An 18,382-nucleotide genomic window follows, 5' to 3' on the forward strand; every position below is an offset into this window, starting at 1 on the left:
CCCTGCTCGAACGAAGTTGAGAGCTTGGCGGGGGTCCCCCCTGCTCGAACGAAGTTGAGAGCTTGGGGGCGGGTGGGCAAGGGGGCGGCCCCCACTGCGGCACGCCCCGCCCGCGACCGCACACGCTCGCGCCGGTGGGGCCGGTGTCCCGGGCTGCGCCCGGTGCACGGCTGCGCCGCGCGTCCTCAAACGCCGGACGGGCTGGACGCTATTCCTCCGCCCGCCACGCCGCGGCTTCCTCCAGGTCCAGCCTGCGCAGCAACGTCCGCATGAGTTCGTCGTCGATGCGGCGGCTGTCCCTCAGCTCCACGAACACCGCCCGTTCCGCGTCGATGACCTGCCGGGACAGTCGCCGGTACGTCGCGTCCGCCGACTCCCCGGTCTCCTCGTTGACCGTGCCGAGCCGTTCCCACACCGCGTTGCGGCGCCGTTCCAGGACCGTTCGCAGGCGGTCCGCCAGCGGGCCAGGCAGGGCGTTGCGCTCGTCCGCGAGCAGTTCGTCCAGCCGGGCCTCGGCCGCCTGCGACGCCTCGCTCTGGGCCTGTGCCTCGGCGAGGGTCTCCGCGTGCACGTCCCGCTTCGGCAGTTTGAGGAGCCTGATCAGGGGCGCCAGGGTCAGTCCCTGCACGCCCAGCGTCGCGATCACGGTCGTGAAGGTGAGGAAGAGGATCAGATTGCGGCCGGGGAAGGGTTCGCCCTCGGCGGTGAGCGGGACGGAGAAGGCGATGGCCAGCGAGACGACGCCGCGCATCCCCGCCCAGCCGACGATCGTCGGCCCCTTCCAGTCGACGTCCGGCTCCCGCGTGCGGATGCGTTCGGACAGCCATTTGGGCAGGTACGTGGCCGGGAAGACCCACACGAACCGCACCACCACGACGAGGGCGAACACCACGAGCGCGTACCAGAGGACCGTCCACCCCGCGTAAGGACCCAGCCCCCTCAGCACCACCGGCAGCTGCAGTCCGATCAGCGCGAACACCGCCGATTCGAGGATGAAGGACACCATCTTCCAGACGGCCTCCTCCTGCAGCCGGGTCGCGAAGTCGACCTTCCAGGAGCGGTGCCCGAGGTGCAGGGCGACCACGACCACCGCGAGCACCCCGGACGCGTGCACGTACTCGGCCGTCGCATACGCGACGAAGGGAATCAGCAGGGAGAGGGTGTTCTGGAGGATGGGTTCGGTCAGCCGGGTGCGCAGCCAGTGCAGCGGGACCATCAGCAGGAGGCCGACACCGACCCCTCCGACGGCCGCCACCAGGAACTCCTGCACCCCGGCGCTCCAGCTGGCGCCCTCCCCCACCGCGGCCGCCAGGGCCACCTTGTACGCGGTGATTGCCGTGGCGTCGTTGACCAGGGACTCGCCCTGCAGGATCGCGGTGATCCGGGGCGGCAGCCCGAGCCTCCTGGCGATCGCGGTCGCCGCCACCGCGTCCGGCGGCGCGATCACCGCGCCGAGCACCAGCGCCGAGGTCAGCGGCAGCCCCGGCACCAGCAGGCTCACCAGCCACCCGACGATCACGGTCGCGAACAGCACATAGCCCACGGAGAGAAAGGCCACCGGCCTCAGGTTGGCCCTCAGGTCCAGGTACGAGCTCTCCAGCGCCGCCGTGTGCAGCAGGGGCGGCAGCAGCAGCGGCAGCACGATGTGCGGGTCGAGCGTGAAGTCCGGGACACCCGGCACGAACGACGCCGCGATCCCCACCGCGACGAGCAGCAGCGGTGCCGGAACGGGCGTGCGCCGGGCCATCCCCGCGACGACGGCACTTCCCGCGATCATGGCCAGCAGCGGCAGTGCGTCCATCGGTTCCGTCCGTCCCGGGTCGGCAGCACAGCGTGCACACGGTGTACATCATGAACAATGGCCCTCATGAACGACTGCCCGCACGTCGAGGCGCTGCCGCACCCGCAGCCCGAGCCGCAGAGCGACACCTGCCTGGAGTGCCTGGCCACCGGCACCCACCCCGTCCAGCTGCGGATCTGCCTGGACTGCGGGCACGTCGGCTGCTGCGACTCCTCGCCGGGACGGCACGCCACCGGGCACTTCGGCGACACCGGCCATCCGGTGATGCGCAGCTTCGAGCCCGGCGAGAGCTGGCGCTGGTGCTTTGTCGACGGTTCGATCGTCTGACACCGGGGTACGTCAACCCCTCACCGGTGCCGCCCAATTGGGCTCCGCACACCCCTAGCCACTGTCCGTACTCATGTGCCTACCATGAGTGACAGTGGGCCGCGCAGGGGGCCCGGCGACACGGGACAGCGGATCGCGATAGCGTCACCGGCGATAGACGTAAGAGACGTACCGCTTGTGCCACCTTGGAGGTGAGGGTGTCCCCTATCGCAGGCGAGCCCGGGAACCAGGACTTCGTGGAGGTCCGGCTGCCCGCTGCGGGTGCCTACCTGTCGGTGCTGCGTACGGCCACGGCCGGCCTCGCAGCGCGTTTGGACTTCACCCTCGACGAGATCGAGGACTTGCGCATCGCGGTCGACGAGGCCTGCGCGATCCTGCTCCAGCAGGCCGTGCCGGGCTCCGTCCTCAGCTGTGTGTTCAGGCTGGTGGACGACTCACTGGAAGTGACGGTGTCGGCGCCCACCACCGACGGCCGCGCCCCCGAGCGCGACACCTTCGCGTGGACGGTGCTCTCCGCGCTCGCCGGCAAGGTCGACGCGACCGTCGCCGACGACCGTACGGTCAGCATCAGCCTGTACAAACAGCGCGGCGCTGGACCCGGTCCGGCGTGAACGGGGAGGGGCCGGTGCGGGACGACGAGCGCAGCCAGCAGGCGCTGAACGGGATTCCTGAGCAGCAGGCCCGCCCGCACCCGGCGGAAGGGGCCCCGGCGGAAAAAGCTCAGTCAGCAGAGCGGGCGGCGGACCAGATGAGCGACGAGACGGAAGTTCACAAGGAGCGCGAGGAGCACGGGCTCCCGCACAACCCCCGGGACCGCAGTGGTGCGCGGGCCCTGTTCATCGAGCTGCGCGAGCTGCCGGACGGCTCGCCCGAGAAGGCCGAGCTGCGCAACCGGCTGGTGCGGATGCACCTGCCGCTGGTCGAGCACCTGGCGCGGCGCTTCCGCAACCGCGGCGAGCCGCTGGACGACCTCACGCAGGTCGCCACGATCGGTCTGATCAAGTCGGTGGACCGGTTCGACCCGGACCGCGGCGTGGAGTTCTCGACGTACGCGACCCCCACCGTGGTCGGCGAGATCAAGCGGCACTTCCGGGACAAGGGCTGGGCGGTACGGGTACCGCGCCGCCTCCAGGAGCTGCGGCTCTCGCTGACCTCGGCGACCGCGGAGCTCTCCCAGCAGCACGGCCGCTCGCCGACCGTGCACGAGCTGGCGGAGCGCCTCGCGATCTCCGAGGAGGAGGTCCTGGAGGGGCTGGAGTCCGCCAACGCGTACTCCACGCTGTCCCTGGACGTCCCCGACACGGACGACGAGTCCCCGGCGGTCGCGGACACCCTGGGCTCGGAGGACGTGGCGCTGGAGGGCGTCGAGTACCGGGAGTCCCTGAAGCCGCTCCTGGAGGACCTGCCGCCGCGGGAGAAGCGGATCCTGCTGCTGCGGTTCTTCGGGAACATGACCCAGTCGCAGATCGCCCAGGAGGTCGGCATCTCCCAGATGCACGTCTCCCGGCTGCTGGCCCGCACCCTGGCCCAGCTCCGCGAGAAGCTGCTGGTCGAGGAGTAGGCACCACTTCTCGCACCCGTACGGTACGGAAGCGGGGCCCGTGCGGCGCTCTCAGGCGCCTCGCGGGCCCCGCTTGATGCCCAGCGCGTCGACGACCGCCGGGTTCAGCAGCAGCGCCAGCGAGGCGACGGCCACCACGGCGAGCGCGATTCCGGCCGGGATCGACCAGGCGGCGTCCGTCGTCATCAGGGTGTACGCGACCGGCAGCGCCATCAGCTGCGTGATCATCGCGGGGCCCCTGCTCCAGCTCCGCCGCAGCCGCAGGCCGTTCGCGGCGAGCAGCGGCAGCGCGGCGAGCGCGATCAGGGTGAGACCGCCCATCTCGGCCTGTTCCGGCCGGTCGGGGCTGCCGAAGAGACCCATCACCAGCATGTAGAGGCCGACCGCGACGAGCGCCAGGCCCTCCAGCGCGGCGAGCGCCGCGGCGGCGCCGAGCCGGGCGGGCCGGGGCGTGGCGGGATGCGGCACGACCGGCGATTCGGGCAGCGGATCGGGCAGCGTTTCGGCCTGCTTCTGGGGCCGCTTGGCGGGCTTTTTACTCACCCTTGCAGGGTAACCAGACCGCGCCGTCCGGTGGGCGGCCGGGCCGTCCGCGGGACGGCGCGGGACGGCCCCGGCGGAGCCGCACCCCCCGTTCCGGCCGCCGCTGCCTCGCGCGAACCCCGCCCTCGCTCCGGCTGCCGCACCCCCCTCCCGGTAATCTGCACGGCATGCGCGCACTCCTCGTGGTCAATCCGGCAGCTACCACCACCAGTGCCCGCACCCGTGACGTCCTGATCCACGCCCTGGCGAGCGAGATGAAGCTGGAGACGGTCACCACGGAGTACCGCGGCCACGCCCGCGACCTGGGCCGGCGGGCCGCCGACAACGCGGACACCATCGACCTGGTGGTCGCCCTCGGTGGCGACGGCACCGTCAACGAGGTCGTGAACGGCCTGCTGCACGAAGGACCCGACCTCGACCGGCTGCCCGGTTTCGCGGTCGTCCCCGGCGGTTCCACCAATGTCTTCGCCCGCGCGCTCGGCCTTCCCAATGACGCCGTCGAGGCGACCGGCGCCCTTCTGGACGCGCTGCGCACCGGAAGCGAACGCACGGTGAGCCTCGGTCTCACGAAGGGCGTACCGGGGACGGACGACGAAGCCGTACCGGAACGCTGGTTCACTTTCTGCGCGGGGCTCGGATTCGACGCCGGGGTCATCGGCCGGGTCGAACAACAGCGGGAACGCGGAAAGCGTTCGACGCACGCGCTCTATCTGCGCCAGGTGATCCGTCAATTCCTGGAGGAGCCGAACCGCAGACACGGTGTGATTTCACTGGAGAGGCCCGGTGAAGACCCGGTGACAGACCTCGTCCTGTCGATAGTCTGCAATACCTCTCCCTGGACCTACCTGGGGAATCGTCCGCTGTACGCCTCCCCGGAGGCCTCTTTCGACACCGCCCTGGATGTGCTCGGCCTGAGCCGGCTCTCCACGCCCGCGGTGACCCGTTACGCGACCCAGCTCCTCACCTCCACGCCCGAGCGCGGCCCGCACGGTAAGCACGCCGTGACTCTGCATGACCTGACGGACTTCACCTTGCATTCGAAGGCCCCGCTGCCCCTTCAAATGGACGGTGACCACCTGGGGCTGCGTACGAGCGTCGCGTTCACAGGCGTTCGCCGTGCACTGCGTGTGATTGTGTGAGTGGAAGAGCCTAAAGTCCTTTATCTCGAACGTACGGACTGCCATCCACCCCATGGAAGTACGGCTGTGACCTAGCCGACACCGAGGAATCAAAAAAAACTTCTCGGAAGGGGTTGTATCCGTCGTCGAGGTTTGCGAGTCTCTTCATGGCGATCGGGACGGCCCGCAACACCGGCCTCCCTGAGAACCAGAATCCCTCCTCACTCACAGGACCACAACCAGTGCTCACTGGAAGTCGGCCCTTCCCTCGTGAGGGGATTCGTGAAAGCGTTCACATTCACAAGCAATGTGTTTGACATCAAGGTCATCCAGGTCATCAAGGAGAGGTAGCAGCCATGGACTGGCGTCACAACGCCGTTTGTCGTGAGGAAGACCCGGAGCTGTTCTTCCCCATCGGCAACACCGGTCCTGCGCTGCTGCAGATCGAGGAAGCCAAGGCCGTCTGCCGCCGCTGCCCCGTCATGGAGCAGTGCCTGCAGTGGGCGCTTGAGTCCGGCCAGGACTCGGGCGTCTGGGGTGGACTCAGCGAGGACGAGCGCCGCGCAATGAAGCGCCGCGCCGCTCGCAACCGGGCGCGCAACGCGACCGCCTGACCCACCCTGCTTCGAGCCTGAGCTCGGCGGCGCATACAGCGCGTATGCAGTCACCGCCCCCGAATCGCAGCGCGCAGTACCCCCCAATGCGCAGTAAAGCGTGAGCAGTTGAGCCCCGTACCGGAATCCGGTACGGGGCTCTTCGCTGTCCGCCGCCGCCGTGAGGCGACTACTTCTGGGTCCGTACGGGGATGTCGAGGACCACCCGGGTGCCGCGCTCGGGGCCGGGGAGCATGTCGAAGCTTCCGCCCAACTCGCCCTCCACCAGCGTCCGTACGATCTGCAGGCCGAGGTTGCCGGCCCGCTGCGGGTCGAAGCCCTCGGGCAGTCCGCGCCCGTCGTCCAGCACCGTGATCAGCAGCCGCGCCTCGGCCGTCGTGCCGCCGCGCAGCGCGGAGACCTCGACGGTTCCCTGCTCGCCCTGGGTGAAGCCGTGTTCCAGGGCGTTCTGCAGAATCTCCGTCAGGACCATGGAGAGGGGGGTGGCGACCTCCGCGTCCAGGATTCCGAACCGGCCGGTCCTGCGGCAGGCGACCTTCCCCGGGGAGATCTCGGCGACCATCGCCAGCACCCGGTCGGCGATCTCGTCGAACTCGACGCGCTCGTCCAGGTTCTGGGACAGCGTCTCGTGCACGATCGCGATCGAACCCACGCGCCGCACCGCCTCGTTGAGCGCTTCGCGCCCCTGGTCGGAGTCCATCCTGCGGGACTGGAGTCTCAACAGGGCCGCGACCGTCTGGAGGTTGTTCTTCACCCGGTGGTGGATCTCCCGGATGGTGGCGTCCTTCGTGATCAACTCCCGCTCGCGGCGGCGGAGTTCCGTCACGTCGCGGCAGAGGACGAGGGAGCCGATGCGGGGGCCCTTGGGCTTGAGCGGGATGGCGCGGAGCTGGATCACTCCCCCGCTGCCCTCGACCTCGGTCTCGCGCGGGGCGTAGCCGCTGGCCAGCTTGACCAGGGCCTCGTCGACCGGGCCGCGGGACGGGGCGAGTTCGGCGGTCGCCCGGCCGAGGTGGTGGCCGACCAGGTCGGAGGCGAGGCCGAGGCGGTGGTACGCGGAGAGCGCGTTGGGGCTCGCGTACTGCACGATTCCCTCCGCGTCGAGCCGGATCAGACCGTCGCCGACGCGCGGCGAGGCATCCATGTCGACCTGCTGCCCGGGGAAGGGGAACGAACCCGCGGCGATCATCTGGGCGAGGTCCGAGGCGCTCTGGAGGTACGTCAGTTCGAGACGGCTCGGCGTACGGACGGTGAGGAGGTTGGTGTTGCGGCCGATGACGCCGAGCACGCGGCCCTCGCGCCGTACCGGAATCGACTCGACCCGGACCGGGACCTCCTCGCGCCACTCGGGGTCGCCCTCGCGCACGATGCGGCCCTCGTCGAGGGCGGCGTCCAGGAGGGGGCGCCGGCCGCGCGGGACGAGGTGACCCACCATGTCGTCGTGGTACGAGGTGGGGCCGGTGTTCGGCCGCATCTGCGCCACGGAGACGTAACGGGTGCCGTCGAGCGTGGGAACCCACAGCACGAGGTCGGCGAAGGACAGGTCGGAGAGCAGCTGCCACTCCGAGACCAGCAGGTGGAGCCACTCAAGGTCGGACTCGCTGAGGGCGGTGTGCTGGCGTACGAGATCGTTCATGGAGGGCACGTGCACGAACATACCCGTAACCTCATGGACAACTGGCGGTGCACATCCATAGACAGGGCTTAGTGGTCTAGTCCACAATGGCCGGGCAAAGCTTCATCCTCCCCGCACAGGAGGGTGAAATCGAGGGACGAAGCGCTCTCTGCCCTGACTGCGCTCGCCCCTCCACACGGCCGAAGGCACCGCACACCGTCGGCCGATGCAACTCCGGGCTGCGGTGCCGGGTGGGCCGAGGGTCCCGCCGGGCGCCGTGGCCCGCGGGTGCCTCCACGGGCCCTTGCCTGCTTCAGAGGGCCCTTGCCTGCTTCAGCGGGCTTGCGGCCATGCCGCCGCCGCCAGGGCCGCCACCGCCTCCAGCTCCTCCCTGCTCGCCCCGTCGCGAGCCTGCTGCGACATGCCCTGGAGCACGGCGCCGGAGAAGCGGGCGAGTGCCTCGGGGTCCGTGCCCGGTGGGAGTTGGCCGGTCGCGACGTCCGCGCGGATGTGGGACTCGAAGGCGGCGAGATTGGCGTTGCGGCGCTCGCGCAGGGACTCCTCGACCTCCGGCGTCGCACAGTTGGTCGCGGCGGAGATCACCATGCAGCCGCGCGGGTGCGCCGGGTCGGTGTACTCGGTGGCCGCCTCGTGGAGGAGCCGGGCGATGCCCGCGCGGGCGGTGGGCTCCTCCTCCAGGGCCCGGGTGCCGAAGGCGCCGTGGGTCTGCGCGTACGCGCCCACGACCTCCGCGAAGAGGGCCTTCTTGTCGCCGAAGGCGGCGTACAGGCTGGGGGCGCCGATGCCCATCGCGCGGGTGAGGTCGGCGACCGAGGTCGGCTCGTAGCCGTGCTCCCAGAACGCCAAGGTGGCCTTCTCCAGGGCTGCTTGACGGTCGAAGGAGCGGGGACGGCCGCGCTGTTTCGTGGGTTCCGTTGCCATGGAACCAATTCTATAGCGGTCGCTAGCTATGTGCTACGGTCCTTTCTGTAGCGACCACTAGAGAAAGAGGGGGGCGTCGCCATGAGCACGCTCAAGCGGCTGGACGGCAGGACGGCACTGGTCACGGGCGGCAGCCGCGGCATCGGCCGGGGCATCGCCGAACGGCTCGGCCGGGACGGGGCGCGGGTCGCCGTGCACTACGGCGCGAACGAGACCGCCGCGAAGGAGGTCGTCGGCGCCATCGAGGCGGCGGGCGGGTCCGCCTTCGCGATCGGGCAGGAGCTGGGCACGCCGGGCGACGCGGCGGCGCTGTGGGCCGAGTTCGACCGGCATGCGGACGGGCTGGACATCCTGGTCAACAACGCGGGCATCGGAGCCTCGGACTCCTTCGCCTCGATGGGCGAGGCCGAGTTCGACAGGCTCTTCGCCGTGAACGTCAAGGCACCCTTCTTCCTTGCCCAGTTGGGGGCGGAACGGCTGCGGGACGGCGGCCGCGTCATCAACATCTCGTCGGGGCTCTCGCACGCGGCCGTCATGCCCGATCTGATCGCGTACGCCATGACCAAGGGCGCGCTGGACGTCTTCACCCGGGACCTGTCGAAGACGCTGGGGCCGCGCGGGATCACCGTGAACGCGGTCGCGCCGGGAATCATCGACACGGACACCAACGCGTGGCTGCACGAGAGCGAGGAAGCGTGGGCCGGGGCGGCGGCGATGTCCGCACTGGGCCGGGTCGGCGAACCGTCCGACGTCGCGGACGTCGTCGCCTTCCTCGCCTCGCCCGAAGGCCGCTGGGTGACGGGCCACTGGCTGGACGCGACGGGCGGCTCCCTCCCGTAAACGGACAGGCCGGGGCCGCCGCCCCCGTCCCCTTGGGCAACGGGGCCGCCCGCCGCCGTCCCCTTGGACAGCGGGGCCGCCCCCCGGGGGCGGGACGGGTGGGCAAGGGGGCGGCCCCCACTGCGGCACGCCCGCCCACGACCGCCCGCCCTCGCCACCGCACCCCCCGCTCCCGCGACCGCGTCCCGTGCGGGCCGGTGGGCCGCTTCGCGGATTGGGCCCCTCCCCGCCCCTCCACCTAAACCGCTCGCCGCGGGGCGGGTGGGTGGTACGTGCGGGTGCGTCGTGGCTGATCGCGCAGTTCCCCGCGCCCCTAAAGGGGCCGGTGAGCGTCGTAGCTGAGCGCGCCCGCGCGGCGGAGCCGCACATCCAGCACAGCCCCGCGCCCCTAACGGGGCCGGTGGGCGTCGTAGCTGAGCTCGCCCGCGCGGCGGAGCCGCAAATCCAGCACAGCCCCGCGCCCCTGAATGCCCCTACCTCGTCTCCGTCACCTTCGCCAGCGCCCTCGGCGCGTCCGGGTCCTGGCCCCGGGCGAGCGTGATCTCGTACGCCAGCAGTTGCAGCGGGAGGATCTCCAGGATCGGCTGGAGTTCCTCGGGGACGCCGTCCGTGGGGAGGACGAAGCCCGAAGAGGCCGCTTCCACCTGGGACTTGGGGCCGACCACGAAGAGGTCCGCGCCCCGGCCGCGCAGCCGGTCGAGCACGGGCTGGAGGGCCTCGCCGCCGCATCCTGACGTGACCACGGCGATCACCGGGGAGATGTTGTCGACCATGGCCAGCGGGCCGTGCAGCAGGTCTGCGCCGGAGTAGGAGAGGGCGGGGACGTAGCTCGTCTCCATGAGCTTGAGGGCGGCCTCCTTGGCGGTCGGATAGCCGTAGCCGCGCGAGGTGATGACCATGCGTTCGGCGAAGCGGTAGCGGGAGGCGAGGTGGCGGACCTCCTCCCGGCGGGCGAGGATTCCGGCCGCCAGGTCCGGGATCGTACGGGCGGCCGCCGTGCCGTCGGCCGACTGCAGGCCCTGGACCAGCAGGTAGAGGGCCAGGAGTGACGCCGTGTACGTCTTCGTCGCCGGGAGCGCCTTCTCCGGCCCCGCCAGGACGTCGATGTGGTGCTCGGAGACGGCGGCCAGCGGGGAGTCCGGGTTGTTGGTGACGGCGAGGGTGATGGCCCCCGCCTCCCGGGCGGCGCGGGTGGAGGCGACGAGGTCGGGGGAGCCGCCTGACTGGCTGACGGTGATGACCAGGACGTCGCGCAGGACCGGGCGGGCGCCGTACGCCGTGGTCGTGGACATCGAGGTCAGACCACAGGGCAGGCCCATCTGGATTTCGAGGAGGTACTTGGCGTAGAGGGCCGCGTGGTCGGAGGTGCCGCGCGCGGTGAGGAGGACGAACCGGGGGCTCTTCGCGGCGATCGACTGCGCCGTCTCGAAGATGCGCGGCGCCGCCTCGTCGAGGATCCGGCGCAGTACGGCGGGCTGCTCGGCCATCTCGGCGGCCATGATCCGCCCCGGCTGCTCGGCGGAGAGCGCACCCGGCTGCCCGGAGGGCGTACCGGGCTTCTCGGCAGAGGACATGAGGGGGCCTCCCGGACATGCTCAAGATGACGGACGCTGTGTCTCAGTCGACCATGGGAGTTCGTGCACCCGCCAGCGGGAGGACGCCCGGAAGGCAGGTGGGCCCGGCCCTCCTCTGCTAGATTGGTCTATACCACAGATCGTTCAGCCCCACCCCAGAGCACGGTCTCCCTCCTCCGCACAGACAGGCAGGCATCAGCGTGGAAGTTGTCATCGTTCCGGACGCCAAGGCGGGCGGCGAGCTCATCGCACAGAGCATCGTGAACCTGCTGGGCCGCAAGCCCGACGCCCTGCTCGGTGTGGCCACCGGCTCGTCCCCGCTGCCCATCTACCAGGCCCTGACGGCCAAGGTGCGGGGCGGTGAGGTGGACGCCGCGCGCGCCCGCATCTGCCAGCTCGACGAGTACGTGGGGCTGCCGGCCGGACACCCCGAGTCGTACCGGGCGACCGTGCTGCGCGAGGTCGTGGAGCCGCTGGGGCTGACCGAGGCGTCGTTCTTCGGGCCCGACGGGTCCGCCGACGACGTCCAGGCGGCCTGTGTGGCGTACGACAAGGCGCTCGCCGAGGCCGGCGGCGTCGACCTCCAGATCCTGGGCATCGGCACCGACGGGCACATCGGCTTCAACGAGCCCTGCTCGTCGCTCGCTTCGCGCACCCGCATCAAGACGCTGACCCAGCAGACGATCGACGACAACGCGCGCTTCTTCGAGGGCGACACCGCCCAGGTCCCGCGCCACGTCATCACCCAGGGCATCGGCACCATCCTGGACGCCCGCCACCTGGTGCTGCTCGCCACCGGCGAGGGCAAGGCCGAGGCCGTCGCGCAGACCGTCGAGGGCCCGCTCTCCGCGCTCGTACCGGCATCGGCGCTCCAGCTGCACCCGCACGCGACCGTGGTCGTCGACGAGGCCGCCGCTTCGAAGCTGAAGCTGGCGGACTACTTCCGGCACACCTACGCGAACAAGCCGGTGTGGCAGGGGCTGTAAGTCCCGTACGGGGTGAATGAGTTACGTACGCAGAAGGCCGGGCGCCCCTCAGGGGGTGCCCGGCCTTCTCCGTGGGTCAGCGGCCGGCGATCGCCTCTGCCGCGGCCTGTCCGCAGACCCGGGCCGCGCCGTGCGTCGCCACGTGCAGCGCGCCGCGCGGGGCCGACTGGGGGACGCCCATCTCGACCACGACGGTGTCGGGGCGGGCGGTGAGCACCTCGTCGAGGGCCGCGGCCATCCACGGGTGACGGTGCTCGTCCCGTACGACGACGACGATCCTGCGCTCGCGGGCCGCGGCCAGGATCGAGGCGGCCGTGCCCGTCTCCCCGTCGTACGTGCCGGTCTCGGTGCCCGGGAGGAGCCGGGCCAGGTCGGCGGCGACGCCCCAGGGGGTCTCGTCGCCGACGGCGATGTTCGCGACCGGGGTGAGCGCTGCCACGTACGGGGCGGAGTTGACGTGTGTGGCGCCGGGGGCACGGGTGATGCGCAGTGCCCGGCGGGCGGCGACGGTCCCCACCTCCCGGTCGGTCTCGTTGCCGGGCGCGGTCCCCTCCTGCACTTCCGCGCCCGGCCCCGAAGTCCGGGCCTGCCGGGTCCACGTGGCGAGGGCACGAACCCTTGCCGCCGCGTCGGCCAGCCGCTCCTCCGGCAGTTCGCCGGAGCGGACCGCCCGGACCAGCGCGTCGCGCAGCCGCAGGACGGTCTCCTCGTCGGCGAGGCCGCCGCCGACGCAGATCGCGTCGGCGCCCGCGGCGATCGCCAGGACGGAGCCGCGCTCGATCCCGTACGTCGCGGAGATGGCACGCATCTCCATGCCGTCCGTGATGATCAGCCCCTGGTAGCCCAGCTCCTCCCGGAGCAGACCGGTGAGGATCTGCGGGCTGAGAGTCGCGGGGCGGGTGGGGTCGAGCGCAGGGAGAAGAATATGCGCACTCATGACCGATTTGGAACCCGCGGCGATCGCGGCCCGGAAAGGCACCAGCTCACGGGCGTGCAGTGTGTCCAGGTCCACATCGATACGGGGCATGTCGTGGTGCGAGTCGACATTGGTGTCCCCGTGGCCCGGGAAGTGCTTGGTGCAGGCGGCGACGCCGGCGGCCTGGAGGCCCTCGACGTACGCGGCCGTGTGGCGGGCCACCAGCAGCGGGTCGGCGCCGAAGGAACGGACGCCGATGACCGGGTTGCCGGGGTCGGAGTTGACGTCCGCCGACGGGGCCCAGTTGAGGTTGACCCCGCACTCGGCGAGCCGGCGGCCCAGCTCGCGGGCGACGTCGCGGGTGAGCGCGGTGTCGTCGACGGCGCCGAGCGCGAGATTGCCGGGGAAGGAGGAACCGCCGCGGACTTCGAGGCGGGTGACGTCGCCGCCCTCCTCGTCGATGGCGACCAGCACGTCGTCGCGCTCGGCCCGCAGCTGGGCGGTGAGGGCTGCCAGCTGGCCGGGCGAGGCGATGTTGCGGCCGAACAGACCGACCGACGACAGCCCCTCACCCACGCTGCGCAGCAGCCAGTCGGGGGCTGCGGTGCCGTGGAAGCCGGGCTGGAGGACGGCGAGGGCGTCCCTGGTCAGGGTGTCGGTGGAGCGCATGGCGATCGTCACGATGCGGTCATCCCTTCACTGCGCCGGCGGTCATGCCGCCGACGGCCTTGCGCTGGAGGAAGAGGAATACGACGAGAACCGGCACGGTGAACATCGAGGCGGCGGCCATCGTCGCGCCCCAGTCGTTGCCGAACGCGGTGTTGAACTGGGTCAGCCACAGCGGCAGCGTCTGCGCCACGTCCTCCTTGTTCAGGATGAGCACCATCGCGAACTCGTTCCAGGCGGTGATGAAGCCGAAGAGCGAGGTCGACATGAGGCCCGGCGCGAGCAGCGGGAAGATCACCTTGAAGAAGGCCTGGCTGCGGGTGCAGCCGTCGATCATCGCGGCCTCCTCCAGCTCCACCGGGACCGCGGCGATGAAGCCGCGCAGCGTCCAGATGGTGAAGGGCAGCACCATGACGAAGTAGACGAGGGTCAGCGTCGTGAGGCTGTTCAGCATGGCGGAGTCACGGGCGATCATGTACATCACGATCACCATGACCTCCCAGGGCGCCATCTGGGCCATCATCACGCCGAGGACGAGCCCCTTGCGGCCGCGGAACTTCATCCGGGCGATAGCGAAGCTCGCCGCCAGGGCAACGATCAGCGCGAGGAGGACCGCGCCGATGGTGACGATGAAGCTGTTCGAGACGTACGTCCAGAACATGTCGACGCCGGACGCCTTGGCGTAGTTCTCGGTCGTCGGGCTGAAGATGAAGACCGGGTCCTTGGAGAGGATCTCGGACTTCGGCTTCAGGGAGGAGGAGAACATCCAGTAGACGGGGAAGACGAAGACGGCGGCGACGACCAGCGCCAGGATGTTCTTGCCGGCCTTGCCGACCACCTTGGCGCGCTTACCCACGGGGCGCTTCGAGACCGGGATCTGCGGGGTCGCGACGGGGGCCTTGCTCGCTGTGCTCACTGCGCTCACTGCTCCTCCTCCTGCTTCAGGATCAGGCGGAAGTAGAAGGACATGACGGCGATCAGCATGATGATCGTCAGTACGGAGATGGCGGCCGCCATGCCGTAGTGCTGCTGGCCGGCGCCCTCGATATAGGCGAAGACCGGGAGGGTCTCGGAACCGCGGTCGGGGCCACCCGCGTTCATGGCGTACACCTGGGCAAACGCCTTGAAGACCCAGATGACTTCGAGGAAGGTCGTGATCAGGAAGAAGGGCTTCATGATCGGGAAGACGACGGCCCAGAAGATCCGCCAGCCGGAGGCGCCGTCCATCCGGGCTGCCTCGTAGAGCTCGGTGCCGACGGTGGTCAGACCGGCGTACATGTTGAGCGCGACGAAGGGGATGGAGCCCCAGGCGATCAGCACGGTGATGATGACCAGCGTCGAGTTGCCGGTCTCGAACCAGTTGTGCTGCTCGTACCCGGAGAAGCCGAGGGTGCGCATGACCCAGTTGGCGACGCCGAACTGCTCGTCGAAGAGCCACTTGAAGACGGTGACCGAGGCGACGACCGGCATGGCCCAGGCCATCACGAGCGCCAGCGAGAGCACCAGGCGCATCTTCTTGCCGAGGCTGTTCAGCAGGATGCCCAGCAGCGTGCCGATGAGCATGATGACCAGCACGTTGAGCGCGGTGAAGACGAAGCTGCGGACCACGACGGTCCAGAAGTCCGAGGACCCCAGCAGCTCCTTGTAGTTGTCGACACCGATGAACTCGGGCTTACGGGTGATCAGCTCGCGCTTGTTCACCTGCTGGAACGACAGGATGATGTTCTTGATCAGCGGGTAGCCCAGCAGCACGAGCAGGGAGATCACCGCGGGGGCGACCAGCAGGTACGGGAGCAACCCGGAGGGCAGGCCGCGCCTGCCGCGGGGGCGCTGGAGGACTTCCTTGGAACCGGAGGACGGCGGCGGGGTCTGTGACTCCCCGGCCGACTTCCGGGGCGCGTCCTCCGGGGCGGAGGTCGCGACTCCCTGGGAGTGCACGGTCATGATGTTCTTCCTCGCGGTTGTGGGGCACCCGCGCCCACCGGGCCTGCGGCCGGCCGAAGGGCCGCCTCGTCGCGTACTGCCGCACAAGGTGGCGTGCGGCCGCACGAGCGGGTGGTGCGGCAGGGGGTCACTTCACCCCTGCCGCACCACCCGCGGTGGACTACTTCTTGTTGATGCGCTCGGTGATGTTCTTGTCGGCGGCCGTTGCGGCCGACTTGGCGTCCTCACCCTTGAGCACCTTGGTCATGTACTCCTTGATCGGGTTCGGGTTGGTCTCGACGTTCGCCCAGCCCTCGGTGATCGGGGTGAGCTTGCCGACCGAGGCGGCCTGACCCATGGCCTCGGCGAAGGTGCCCGCCGGAGCCTTGAACGCGGCGGAGTCGTGGTTCGGCAGCGCGGCGCCGCCGGTGGCCTCCGCGTACTTGGCCATCTGGTCCTTGCCGGAGGCGAGGGTCAGCCACTCCTTGGCGAGGTCCTTGTTCTGGGAGCGCTCGGCGACAGCGAGGTTGGAGCCGCCGAAGAAGACGCTGCCCGGCTTGTCCGCGGTCTTGCCCGGGATCGGGAAGTAACCGAAGTCGGACTTGGCGCCCGCCTTCTTGATCGCGTCGACCGCGCCGCCGGCCTCCCAGCCCAGACCGATCCAGGAGGCGACGCCGCCCTTGGGGATGACGTCCGTGGACTGCTGCGGGGTGGCCTCGTCCTTGTCCTTCGGGGCGGTGGAGAAGGACTGGAGCTTCTTGTAGAAGTTCATGCCCTCGATCGACTTGGCGTCGGAGAGCGTGCCCTTCCACTTGTCGCCGTCCTTGACCGCGAGGTCACCGCCCTCGTCCCAGATGAATCCGGCGAGGACGTACCAGCTCTGGCCCGGCAGGTAGATGGGCTGGGTCTTGCCCTTGGAGGTGGACTTGATCTTCTCCAGGCCGGCGATCCACTCGTCGCGGGTCTTCGGCGGGGTGACACCGGCGTCCTTGAACGCCTTCTTGTCGTAGACGACGACGCGGTTGGCGGCCCACCACGGAGCGGCGTACGTCTTGCCCTCCAGCTCGGCCGAGGGGAGCATGCCCTTGTTCCAGCCATCGGCCCCGAGCTTGGCCTTGTCCTCGGTCAGGTCGGCGAGGCCGCCAGTGGCCGCATACCCCGCGGTCTGGGTGTTGCCAAGCTCGATGACGTCCGGCGGAGTGTCCTCGGAGAGAGCGGTGGTGATCTTCTCCTGAATGCCGTCCCACTTCTGGATCTTGACGTCGACCTTGACGCCCTTGTGCTTGGCCTCGAACTCCTTGTTCACGGCCTTGATCCAGGGCTCCGGAGCGGACCCGTCCATCACCCAGACAGTGAGGTTCTTCGAGCCGCCGGCGGTGGAGCCGCCGCTGTCCTTGTCGCTGCCGCACGCCGCGACGCCGACCAACATGCCGGCGACGCCAATCGCCGCGATGAGCTTGCGCTTCATTACGCCACTCTCCTGCTCAGGGATGCCTGCAACCCCCGGCCCACCGCGAGGACAACGCACGAAGTACGGCCTGTGGGACTGGGACCTGGTCTTTAATGGTTTAGACCAGTACCCGGAGCTTGGCCTAGACCTTTTGGGGTGTCAAGGGTGTGTAAGACCGCTCGATGCGTCCGTTATCGGACCGACACCTAGGGGTGTGCGAGCGCTCTCAGCAGCCCCTCGGGCCACCGCGTTCACGGGCGACGCGGTGTATAAGAAGGAATCGCGCGGAGCCCAAGCCCCGCGCGGCGGACCGTGCCACCATCCATGTGAGCCGCGACAGACGGAGGAGCCGGTGACGGCAGCAGCGCAGGAACCGGGAAGGCCGACCATGACCACCGAGGGTGCCAGCACGGACAACGGCACGAGCACCAGCACGGGCACCAGCAGCGGCACCGGTACGCACACGAGCACGAGCAACGGCACAGGCACCGGCTCCGGCACGCACACCGGCACCGGCACGCACCTCACGAGCGCCGACAACGGTCAGGCCGCCGCCCCGACCCGCACCGCCCGCGTCCCCAAGTACTACCGCCTCAAACGGCACCTGCTCGACATGACCGAAACCCTCCCCCCGGGCACCCCGGTGCCCCCGGAGCGCACCCTCGCCGCCGAGTTCGACACCTCCCGCACCACCGTCCGCCAGGCCCTCCAGGAGCTGGTGGTCGAGGGACGGCTGGAGCGCATCCAGGGCAAGGGCACCTTCGTCGCCAAGCCGAAGGTCTCGCAGTCCCTCCAACTCACCTCGTACACCGAGGACATGAGGGCCCAGGGACTCGAACCCACCTCTCAGCTCCTGGACATCGGGTACGTCACCGCCGACGACACCCTCGCCGGGCTGCTCGACATCACCACCGGCGGGCGCGTCCTGCGCATCGAACGCCTGCGGCTGGCCAGCGGCGAGCCCATGGCGATCGAGACAACCCACCTGTCCGCCAAGCGATTTCCGGCCCTGCGCCGCTCGCTGGTGAAGTACACCTCGCTCTACACGGCGCTCGCCGAGGTCTACGACGTACGCCTCTCCGAGGCCGAGGAAACCATCGAGACCTCCCTCGCCACCCCGCGCGAGGCCGGACTGCTCGGCACGGACGTCGGGCTGCCGATGCTGATGCTGTCGCGGCACTCCCTGGACAAGGACGGCGAGCCCGTGGAATGGGTGCGGTCGGTCTACCGGGGCGACCGTTACAAGTTCGTGGCGAGGCTCCGGCGTCCGCAGGACTGACCGGCAACCGGTGTCGCAGGCGGTGCGATTGAGGCCGGTTCGAAGGCCCGCGGCACAGCTGGTCCCGGCATCGGCCCCGGCGTCCGCCCTGGTGGGCGAGGGCTCCGCCGGGTCCGTACCGCACCGTGGTCCAGCGATTTCCAGCCAGCTTCCTGGTCTAGTCCATTGACCCGCTCCGGGCCGTCGAGAAGGATCAGGACGCCCGGTGGCCACCGGCGTCCCACCCG

17 protein-coding genes are annotated in these 18,382 nt (G+C 70.1%); 8 read left to right on the forward strand and 9 right to left on the reverse strand.

Going from position 1 to position 18,382, the window contains the following annotated elements:
* Positions 1 to 208: 208 nt before the first annotated feature.
* The gene (locus ACH4SP_RS38580) at positions 209 to 1,801 is read right to left on the reverse strand and encodes a Na+/H+ antiporter (protein ID WP_398422465.1); all 1,593 of its coding nucleotides are present in this window, start codon (positions 1,799 to 1,801) and stop codon (positions 209 to 211) included.
* Positions 1,802 to 1,867: 66 nt separating this feature from the next.
* On the opposite strand from ACH4SP_RS38580, the gene ACH4SP_RS38585 reads away from it, so the two are divergent.
* The 3 genes from ACH4SP_RS38585 (at position 1,868) to ACH4SP_RS38595 (ending at position 3,689) form a co-directional block, all read left to right on the forward strand.
* Positions 1,868 to 2,128, forward strand: a complete 261-nt coding sequence (locus tag ACH4SP_RS38585; RefSeq protein ID WP_398422467.1) for a UBP-type zinc finger domain-containing protein — start codon at positions 1,868 to 1,870, stop codon at positions 2,126 to 2,128.
* Positions 2,129 to 2,325: 197 nt separating this feature from the next.
* On the forward strand, positions 2,326 to 2,739 hold the full coding sequence (locus tag ACH4SP_RS38590; RefSeq protein WP_398422469.1) for an anti-sigma regulatory factor: 414 nt from the start codon (positions 2,326 to 2,328) through the stop codon (positions 2,737 to 2,739).
* Entirely contained in the window at positions 2,628 to 3,689 is a 1,062-nt protein-coding gene (locus ACH4SP_RS38595; RefSeq protein WP_398422471.1) for an RNA polymerase sigma factor SigF, read from the forward strand. Before ACH4SP_RS38590 ends, ACH4SP_RS38595 begins: the two co-directional genes overlap by 112 nt.
* A gap of 51 nt (positions 3,690 to 3,740) precedes the next feature.
* Here the strand turns inward: ACH4SP_RS38595 and ACH4SP_RS38600 are convergent, their stop codons facing one another.
* Positions 3,741 to 4,187 carry a hypothetical protein gene (locus ACH4SP_RS38600; protein WP_398422819.1) on the reverse strand — a complete coding sequence of 149 codons (447 nt, stop codon included), beginning with the start codon at positions 4,185 to 4,187 and terminating at the stop codon, positions 3,741 to 3,743.
* Positions 4,188 to 4,399: 212 nt separating this feature from the next.
* Between ACH4SP_RS38600 and ACH4SP_RS38605 the strand changes: the two genes are divergently transcribed.
* On the forward strand, positions 4,400 to 5,371 hold the full coding sequence (locus ACH4SP_RS38605) for a diacylglycerol/lipid kinase family protein (protein WP_398422473.1): 972 nt from the start codon (positions 4,400 to 4,402) through the stop codon (positions 5,369 to 5,371).
* Positions 5,372 to 5,706: 335 nt separating this feature from the next.
* Positions 5,707 to 5,964, forward strand: coding sequence for a WhiB family transcriptional regulator (locus tag ACH4SP_RS38610; protein WP_004937597.1), 258 nt, complete (start codon positions 5,707 to 5,709; stop codon positions 5,962 to 5,964).
* A 169-nt stretch (positions 5,965 to 6,133) separates the two neighbouring features.
* On the opposite strand, the gene ACH4SP_RS38615 is transcribed toward ACH4SP_RS38610, so the two are convergent.
* Both ACH4SP_RS38615 and ACH4SP_RS38620 read right to left on the reverse strand, forming a co-directional pair.
* A complete protein-coding gene (locus ACH4SP_RS38615; protein ID WP_398422821.1) occupies positions 6,134 to 7,600 on the reverse strand; it encodes a sensor histidine kinase in 1,467 nt (488 codons plus the stop codon).
* 312 nt (positions 7,601 to 7,912) lie between these two features.
* Positions 7,913 to 8,521 (reverse strand): TetR/AcrR family transcriptional regulator, encoded by a 609-nt coding sequence (locus tag ACH4SP_RS38620; RefSeq protein WP_398422475.1) that lies wholly within the window; start codon positions 8,519 to 8,521, stop codon positions 7,913 to 7,915.
* Between the two features lie 81 nt (positions 8,522 to 8,602).
* Here ACH4SP_RS38620 and ACH4SP_RS38625 point away from each other — a divergent pair, with 81 nt between their 5' ends.
* Positions 8,603 to 9,361, forward strand: coding sequence for an SDR family oxidoreductase (locus ACH4SP_RS38625; RefSeq protein WP_398422477.1), 759 nt, complete (start codon positions 8,603 to 8,605; stop codon positions 9,359 to 9,361).
* Between the two features lie 473 nt (positions 9,362 to 9,834).
* On the opposite strand, the gene ACH4SP_RS38630 is transcribed toward ACH4SP_RS38625, so the two are convergent.
* The gene (locus ACH4SP_RS38630) at positions 9,835 to 10,935 is read right to left on the reverse strand and encodes an SIS domain-containing protein (protein WP_398422479.1); all 1,101 of its coding nucleotides are present in this window, start codon (positions 10,933 to 10,935) and stop codon (positions 9,835 to 9,837) included.
* A 200-nt stretch (positions 10,936 to 11,135) separates the two neighbouring features.
* On the opposite strand from ACH4SP_RS38630, the gene nagB reads away from it, so the two are divergent.
* Positions 11,136 to 11,921, forward strand: a complete 786-nt coding sequence (gene nagB, locus ACH4SP_RS38635; RefSeq protein WP_398422481.1) for a glucosamine-6-phosphate deaminase — start codon at positions 11,136 to 11,138, stop codon at positions 11,919 to 11,921.
* A gap of 76 nt (positions 11,922 to 11,997) precedes the next feature.
* On the opposite strand, the gene ACH4SP_RS38640 is transcribed toward nagB, so the two are convergent.
* The 4 genes from ACH4SP_RS38640 to ACH4SP_RS38655 all read right to left on the reverse strand — a co-directional run bounded on the left by ACH4SP_RS38640 (position 11,998) and on the right by ACH4SP_RS38655 (position 16,894).
* Positions 11,998 to 13,506, reverse strand: coding sequence for a glycoside hydrolase family 3 protein (locus tag ACH4SP_RS38640; RefSeq protein WP_398422823.1), 1,509 nt, complete (start codon positions 13,504 to 13,506; stop codon positions 11,998 to 12,000).
* A gap of 19 nt (positions 13,507 to 13,525) precedes the next feature.
* Positions 13,526 to 14,359, reverse strand: a complete 834-nt coding sequence (locus ACH4SP_RS38645; protein ID WP_398422825.1) for a carbohydrate ABC transporter permease — start codon at positions 14,357 to 14,359, stop codon at positions 13,526 to 13,528.
* 65 nt (positions 14,360 to 14,424) lie between these two features.
* Complete coding sequence (locus tag ACH4SP_RS38650; protein WP_398422483.1) at positions 14,425 to 15,447, reverse strand: carbohydrate ABC transporter permease; 1,023 nt, start codon at positions 15,445 to 15,447, stop codon at positions 14,425 to 14,427.
* Between the two features lie 160 nt (positions 15,448 to 15,607).
* The gene (locus ACH4SP_RS38655; protein ID WP_398422486.1) at positions 15,608 to 16,894 is read right to left on the reverse strand and encodes an extracellular solute-binding protein; all 1,287 of its coding nucleotides are present in this window, start codon (positions 16,892 to 16,894) and stop codon (positions 15,608 to 15,610) included.
* A gap of 370 nt (positions 16,895 to 17,264) precedes the next feature.
* Here ACH4SP_RS38655 and ACH4SP_RS38660 point away from each other — a divergent pair, with 370 nt between their 5' ends.
* Positions 17,265 to 18,155, forward strand: coding sequence for a GntR family transcriptional regulator (locus ACH4SP_RS38660; RefSeq protein WP_398422488.1), 891 nt, complete (start codon positions 17,265 to 17,267; stop codon positions 18,153 to 18,155).
* Positions 18,156 to 18,382 lie beyond the last annotated feature (227 nt).

The organism is Streptomyces sp. NPDC021093, assembly GCF_044333135.1.
In the GTDB taxonomy this organism is placed as follows: domain Bacteria; phylum Actinomycetota; class Actinomycetes; order Streptomycetales; family Streptomycetaceae; genus Streptomyces.

Bases quoted from the DNA above. Each gene is read 5' to 3' on its own strand.
- ACH4SP_RS38580 (WP_398422465.1), bottom strand. From the start codon at position 1,801: ATGGACGCACTGCCGCTGCTGGCCATGATCGCGGGAAGTGCCGTCGTC.
- ACH4SP_RS38585 (WP_398422467.1), top strand. From the start codon at position 1,868: ATGAACGACTGCCCGCACGTCGAGGCGCTGCCGCACCCGCAGCCCGAG.
- ACH4SP_RS38660 (WP_398422488.1), top strand. From the start codon at position 17,265: ATGACCACCGAGGGTGCCAGCACGGACAACGGCACGAGCACCAGCACG.
- ACH4SP_RS38650 (WP_398422483.1), bottom strand. From the start codon at position 15,447: ATGACCGTGCACTCCCAGGGAGTCGCGACCTCCGCCCCGGAGGACGCG.
- ACH4SP_RS38655 (WP_398422486.1), bottom strand. From the start codon at position 16,894: ATGAAGCGCAAGCTCATCGCGGCGATTGGCGTCGCCGGCATGTTGGTC.
- ACH4SP_RS38605 (WP_398422473.1), top strand. From the start codon at position 4,400: ATGCGCGCACTCCTCGTGGTCAATCCGGCAGCTACCACCACCAGTGCC.
- ACH4SP_RS38630 (WP_398422479.1), bottom strand. From the start codon at position 10,935: ATGTCCTCTGCCGAGAAGCCCGGTACGCCCTCCGGGCAGCCGGGTGCG.
- ACH4SP_RS38610 (WP_004937597.1), top strand. From the start codon at position 5,707: ATGGACTGGCGTCACAACGCCGTTTGTCGTGAGGAAGACCCGGAGCTG.
- ACH4SP_RS38615 (WP_398422821.1), bottom strand. From the start codon at position 7,600: ATGAACGATCTCGTACGCCAGCACACCGCCCTCAGCGAGTCCGACCTT.
- ACH4SP_RS38625 (WP_398422477.1), top strand. From the start codon at position 8,603: ATGAGCACGCTCAAGCGGCTGGACGGCAGGACGGCACTGGTCACGGGC.
- ACH4SP_RS38640 (WP_398422823.1), bottom strand. From the start codon at position 13,506: ATGCGCTCCACCGACACCCTGACCAGGGACGCCCTCGCCGTCCTCCAG.
- ACH4SP_RS38620 (WP_398422475.1), bottom strand. From the start codon at position 8,521: ATGGCAACGGAACCCACGAAACAGCGCGGCCGTCCCCGCTCCTTCGAC.